This window comes from Streptomyces anandii JCM 4720 (assembly GCF_014650655.1).
Classification (GTDB): domain Bacteria; phylum Actinomycetota; class Actinomycetes; order Streptomycetales; family Streptomycetaceae; genus Streptomyces; species Streptomyces anandii.
This window is the reverse complement of the sequence record NZ_BMVJ01000011.1, coordinates 73,472-79,496: the sequence shown is the minus strand read 5'-3', so window position 1 is coordinate 79,496 and position 6,025 is coordinate 73,472. Positions and strand designations below refer to the sequence as shown.

Here is a 6,025-nt window from a genome sequence, read left to right as displayed (position 1 = left end):
CCGGCCCGCCGCGAGCCGCCGCACCGGAGCCGCAGGTGGGGCCGGGCGCTGCTCGCCGTGCTGGTCGCCGCCGCCGTGGTGGTGCCCCTGTCGGCCGCGGCCCGCCCGCGGATACCGGCCCCGGCTCCCGCGGCACTCGCCCCGCTCACCCGCGCCACGCTGCACGCGGCCTACGCCGCGAACCGCGCCAACGCCGCTGAGGCGTCCCGCATGGCCGCGGCGCACGGCGACACGGGCCGCGCGGCCGTGGACGGTTCGCTCGCGGCCCCCGGCCGTCACCTGCTCGCCTTCGACGGCCGCGGCTCCGGACGCGTGACGGAGGTCGACGGGGACCTCGCACACGCCGACCGCGTGGCGGTCCTGGTCCCGGGCTCCGACACCTCGCTGGACACCTACGGCCGTTTCCGGCGGACCGCGCGGGCCCTGTCCCGGGAGCTCGCCCGCGAGGCCCCGGCCGGCACCCGCACGGCGGTCGTCTCCTGGCTGGGCTACGAGACACCGGGCACCGTCAGCGCCACCGTCCTCACCACGGGCCGCGCCGAACAGGCGGCCCCGCATCTGCGGCACCTGATACGCGAGTTGCGCGCCGTCGTGGGCGAGCGGCCGCACCTGACGCTGGTGTGCCACTCCTACGGCTCGGTGGTGTGCGGCCGCGCCGCAGGCGGCCTGGACGTCTGCGACATCGCCCTGATCGGCAGCCCGGGCACGGGCGCCGACTCGGTGACAAGACTGCGCACACCCGCCCGGGTGTGGGCGGCCCGGGGCGGCGACGACTGGGTGGCGGACGTGCCGCATGTCCACGTCGCCCTCCTCGGCTCGACCGTCGGCTTCGGCACCGACCCGATGGATCCCGCGTTCGGCGCCCGCCGCTTCCAGGCCGGCAAGGGCGGCCACAGCGACTACTTCACCCCCGGCTCCCCCTCCCTCATCAACCTGACCCGGATCGTCCTGGGCGCCACGAACGAGGTGCAAGGTGACTGACCGAACCCCGGCCCGGCCCCCCGAGAACTCCGGCGCGAGCACGCGTACCCCCGGCCGCACACTCACGGCGCCCGCACGCGAGAAGGGCGCCGCGAGGACCACCGCCACCCCGCCCACCCCCGCACGCCTCTCCACGCCCACCTCCGCCCGGCAGCGCCTGCGCGCCATGGCGTACGACGTCCACCGACTCACCCCTCCCCACCGGGACCGGGCGGTCGACGCCCTGCGGGCCCTCGCGATCCTCGGCGTGGTCCTCGGGCACTGGCTGGTGACCGACCTGGTCGCGGACACCGGTGACGGCCCGCGCCGCACCCTGCACACCGCGAGCCCCCTGCAGCACATGCCGTATCTGGCCCCGATCTCCTGGGCCTTCCAGACCCTCGCCGTCTTCTTCCTCGTCGGCGGCCATGTGGCGACCCGCGGCTATGTCTCGGCGCGCGCCCGCGGCACCACGTACGGGCAGTGGCTGCGGGCCCGGCTGTCCCGGCTGTTCAGGCCGGTCGCCGCCGTGCTGGCCCTGTGGGGGGTCGCCGCGGCCGCCCTCCTCCTGGCCGGCGCCGACCTCGGCACGGTGCGCACGCTGGTCAAACTGGCCCTGTCACCCCTGTGGTTCCTGCTGGTGTTCGCCGCGCTGACGGCCGCGACCCCGCTCCTGACCCGGCTCAGCCCGCTGTGGCCGCTGGCCGTCGTCCTCCATGTGGACCTGCTGCGCTTCGGCCTCGGCGCGCCCTCCTGGCTCGGCTGGGTGAACCTCCCGGCCGGCTGGCTGGTGCCCTACACGCTCGGCGCGGCCTGGACCCGCGGCGAGCTCGACCGCCGCCGCGCGGGCTGGATCCTGCTGACCGGCGGCGCGGCGGCGACCGTGGGGCTGGTCGTCCGGGCGGGCTACCCGGCGTCGATGGTCGGCGTCCCGGGCGCGGCGGTCTCCAACCTGAACCCGCCGACCCTGGCCGCCGTCACCTTCGGCCTCGCCCAGTGCGGACTGGCCCTGCTGCTGCGCGCACGGCTGCGTCGGGCGATGCGCCGCCCGCTCGCCTGGGCGGCCGTGGCCCTGGTCAACCTCTCCGCCATGACGATTTTCCTCTGGCACCAGACCGCGCTGATGGCGACCACCGCCACCGGACTGTTCGCGGGCCGCCTCCCCGGCCTCCACACCGTTCCCGACGGCGCCGGCTGGGTGCTCGCCCGGCTGGCCTGGCTGCCGGTGTTCGCACTCGTCCTGACGGTGTGCTGGGCGGCGTTCCGCGGCTACGAGCAGGGGCACCGCCGGGCGGGACGGCGCTCCTCCCGCGTCGTCCGCGTCCACCGGCAAGGAAGCTCCGCGGCACCGGGGACGCCTCCGCATGCCTAGGGTGGGCGGCGTGTTCCGCCGCCTGCGCACGTTCCTCGGCGAGTCGCCCTCGCCGCTGTCCCCGCCCCTGTCGCGGTACCGCTGGCTGCGCGCCCTGACCTATCTCGTGGCCGGCTGGATCGCCCTGTTCGTGGGCGTGTTCGGCGGCAACGAGATCAGCGACAGCTTCCACATCACCCGGGTGCTCGGCCTGCTGGCCGGTCTCGCCCAGGGCACCGCCGTCGTCCTGGCCCTGTGGCGGCCCGCGCCCGCTTGGACCCTGTCCCTGAGCGCCGCCGCCGTCACCGCCCTGGCGGCCCGGACGTCGCTCGAACCGGCCCCGGCGCCCACCCCGGGCCCGGCCCCCGGCCCGGCGCCCGCGCAGAGCTGGCCGTGGACCGCACCGGAGATGCTGGCGCACACGGCCGTGCTCCTCCTCCTCGCCCTGCGCGTCCGCACCCGCGGCGCGATCGCGACCCTGCTCGCCTCCGCACTGGCGACCTACGTGCTGCAGGGCCTGATCGGCGCCGGCCGGTACACCGGGACGGGGGTGTCGGCGGTCGCGCTGTTCGCCGTGGCCGTGCTGGTCGGAAGCGCCCTGCGCGGCCGCCGCGAGGCACGCGCCCAGCTGATCGAGCAGACCACGATCACGGCCGGGGAGCGGGCCCGCCGCACCCTCATGGAGGAGCGCAACCGCATCGCCCGCGAGCTGCACGACGTGGTGGCCCACCACATGTCGGTGATCTCCATCCAGGCCCAGGTGGCCCCGCACCTCGTCGCGGACCCCTCACCGGAGCTGAAGGAGAACCTCGCCGGCATCCGCCAGAACGCCCTGGAGGCACTGGCCGAACTGCGCCGGGTCCTCGGCGTGCTCCGCTCGGAGAACCCGGACGACCCCTACGGCCTGGGAGAGCCCGCCGACGGTGCCGCCCCGGACGCCCCGCAGCCCACCCTGGACCGGCTGGACGCCCTGGTCGAGAACACCCGGGCGGCCGGGCTCACGGTCACCATGGACGTCGACGACACGCGGCCCGAGCCCGAGCCGTATCCGCCGGGCGTCGAGCTGTCGGCGTACCGCATCGTGCAGGAGGCCCTCAGCAACGCGCTGCGGCACGCGCCCGGCTCGACGGTGCGCCTGGAAGTCGTCCACGTGCCGGCCGGCTTGCATCTGAGCGTGGTCAACTCCCGTCCCGGTCAGCCCGTCTCGCCGTCCCCGGGCGCCGGTCACGGGCTGCTCGGCATGCGCGAGCGGGCGACGATGCTGGGCGGGCACGTCACCGCGACGAGGACCCTGCACGGCGGCTTCGCCGTGTCGGCCTTCCTCCCGCGCGACGGCACGGCGTCCGGCACCGACCCCGGACCCGGCTCACCGCGCTTCGAGGTCGTCTACACCGACCCGCCCGAGAAGCCGGTCGTCCATCTGCAACCCCCCGACGTGCCCCTGCCCCTGCCCCCGCCGTCGCCGCTCCCGCGACCGCCCATGTCCGCCTCCCCGCCCCCGACAGGAGAACAGACCCCATGACGAGCGGCAGCATCCGCGTACTCATCGCCGACGACCAGCAGATGGTCCGGCAGGGCTTCACCGTGCTGCTCAACGCCCAGCCGGACATCGAGGTGGTGGGGCAGGCGGTGGACGGCCTGGACGCCGTGACCAAGGTCGGCGAACTCCTCCCCGACGTGGTCCTCATGGACATCCGCATGCCCGAGCTCGGCGGCATCGAGGCCACGCGCCGCATCACCACCGCGACCCCCGACATCAAGGTGCTGGTTCTCACCACCTTCGACCTCGACGAGTACGTGTACGAGGCGCTGTGCGCCGGCGCGTCCGGCTTCCTGCTGAAGGACGCCTCGGCCGACAAGCTCGCCGAGGCCGTCCGCGTGGTCGCGGCCGGGGACGCCCTGCTCGCGCCGGGGGTCACGCGCCGGCTGATCGCCGAGTTCTCCCGGATCAACGGCAGACCCCGTGCCCCGCTGAAGGCGCGGGTGCGTGATCTGACCGAGCGGGAGACCGAGGTGCTCACCCTCATCGCGCAGGGCCTGTCCAACGCGGAGATCGCCGAGCACCTCGTCGTCGCCGAGCAGACCGTGAAGACGCACGTCGGCCGCATCCTGGTGAAGCTCGGGCTGAGGGACCGCACCCAGGCCGCCGTGTTCGCCTATGAGTCGGGGCTGATCCGCCCCTCCGGGTACTGACCTGCGCGCGCCGGGCGAAGGCGCGGGCCGAGCCCGGCGGCCATACCCGTAGTACCTGAGAGGGATGTCCGATGACCCCTCTCACTGGGGACGACCGCGACCTCCTCCTGCGCCTACCGTTTTCACCGTGACCGAGACGACCCAGACGCAGACGACGCCGAGCGGCAGGTACGGCGCGTCGCAGCAGCGCAGCCCGGAGTTCCGGCTGGCCGCGGACGCCCTGCGCGGGCTGCGGCAGGACCTGTTCCACGACGCCTTCGCCTACCGCCCGCTGCCCCGCAGGAGCGTCGAGGGCCGGCCGGCCCGGAAGCTGTTCCCCGGCCGCACCGGCAAGTACGCCGCCTGGGCGCCGCACGCCCTGGTGGGAGCGGCCGCGGTCGTGTCCCTGCTCGTCGGCTGGACGTCGGTGAACGGAGGGCCGGCGAGTCTGCCGGCCGGCCTGCTGGCGGCGGTCCCGGTGCTGCTGACGCTGGTGCGTCCGGTCGGAGCGTTCTGGCTGTCCCTGGCGGCGGCCGTGGTCTCCTCGATGGTCGTCGGCACTTTCGACTGGCCCTGGCCGCCCGGCAGTTTCATCTCCCACCTGACGGTGCTCACGGTGGTGGCGATACGCACCCGGCCGCGCACCGCGGCCTGGATGTGGGCGCTCACCGCGGCCTACGCCTTCCTCGTGGAGACCCTGTTCGGCGACCCGGTCAGCAGCAACTCGGCGCCCATGCTCCTGCTGTCCGCGCTCGCGCTGCTGGCCGTCACCGTCTGGCACATACGACGCAGCGCGAAGGAGGAGGTGACCGCCCAGCAGACGGTGACCGCGCACGAGCGCTCCCGCCGCACCCTGCTGGAGGAGCGCACCACGATCGCCCGCGAGCTGCACGACGTGGTGGCCCACCACATGTCCGTCGTCGCGATCCAGGCGGAGGCGGCGCCCTACCGGGTGGAGAACCCCCCGCCGGAGCTGGAGAAGGCCTTCGCCACGATCCGGGAGAACGCGGTCGCGGCCCTGACCGAACTGCGCCGCGTCCTCGGCGTGGTCCGCGCGGAGGACTACGAGGCCCCCGAGGCCCCGCAGCCCACCCTCGCCGACCTCGACACGCTGCTCGCCAACGTCAGGGAGGCCGGCCTGACGGTGGACAAGGCGGTGACCGGAGCCGTGCGCGAACTGCCCCAGGGCGTGGAGCTGTCGGCGTACCGGATCGTCCAGGAGGCCCTGAGCAACACCCTGCGGCACGCCCCCGGCGCGGGCGCCCGGGTCGAGGTGGGGTACGTACTCGGCGGGCTGGGCCTGCGGATAGTCAACGGCCCGCCCCCCGAGCCGTCCCTGATCAAGCCCTCGCCCCACGGGGCGGGCCACGGCATCACCGGCATGCGGGAACGGGTCTCGATGCTGAACGGCGAGATGACGGCCGGACCGGCCGAGGACGGAGGGTACGAGGTGACGGTGTTCCTGCCGGTCCCCTCGGCGGCGGAGCGGGCGGACGACAGCGGGGCCGGTGCATGACGACGGGCACGATCCGCGTACTGATC

General features: G+C 74.9%; 5 protein-coding genes. All 5 read left to right on the top strand.

Going from position 1 to position 6,025, the window contains the following annotated elements:
* Nucleotides 1-981 (top strand): alpha/beta hydrolase (locus IE249_RS20600; RefSeq protein ID WP_308434378.1); only part of this gene is annotated, 981 nt, incomplete at its 5' end.
* Between the two features lie 166 nt (nucleotides 982-1,147).
* Nucleotides 1,148-2,332 (top strand): acyltransferase family protein, encoded by a 1,185-nt coding sequence (locus IE249_RS20595; protein WP_189706905.1) that lies wholly within the window; start codon nucleotides 1,148-1,150, stop codon nucleotides 2,330-2,332.
* Nucleotides 2,325-3,833 (top strand): sensor histidine kinase, encoded by a 1,509-nt coding sequence (locus tag IE249_RS20590; protein WP_189706592.1) that lies wholly within the window; start codon nucleotides 2,325-2,327, stop codon nucleotides 3,831-3,833. The genes IE249_RS20595 and IE249_RS20590 overlap by 8 nt, the downstream gene beginning before the upstream one ends.
* Nucleotides 3,830-4,504 carry a response regulator gene (locus IE249_RS20585; protein WP_189706590.1) on the top strand — a complete coding sequence of 225 codons (675 nt, stop codon included), beginning with the start codon at nucleotides 3,830-3,832 and terminating at the stop codon, nucleotides 4,502-4,504. The genes IE249_RS20590 and IE249_RS20585 overlap by 4 nt, the downstream gene beginning before the upstream one ends.
* 127 nt (nucleotides 4,505-4,631) lie before the next feature.
* The gene (locus IE249_RS20580; protein WP_189706588.1) at nucleotides 4,632-5,999 is read left to right on the top strand and encodes a sensor histidine kinase; all 1,368 of its coding nucleotides are present in this window, start codon (nucleotides 4,632-4,634) and stop codon (nucleotides 5,997-5,999) included.
* Nucleotides 6,000-6,025: the final 26 nt, after the last annotated feature.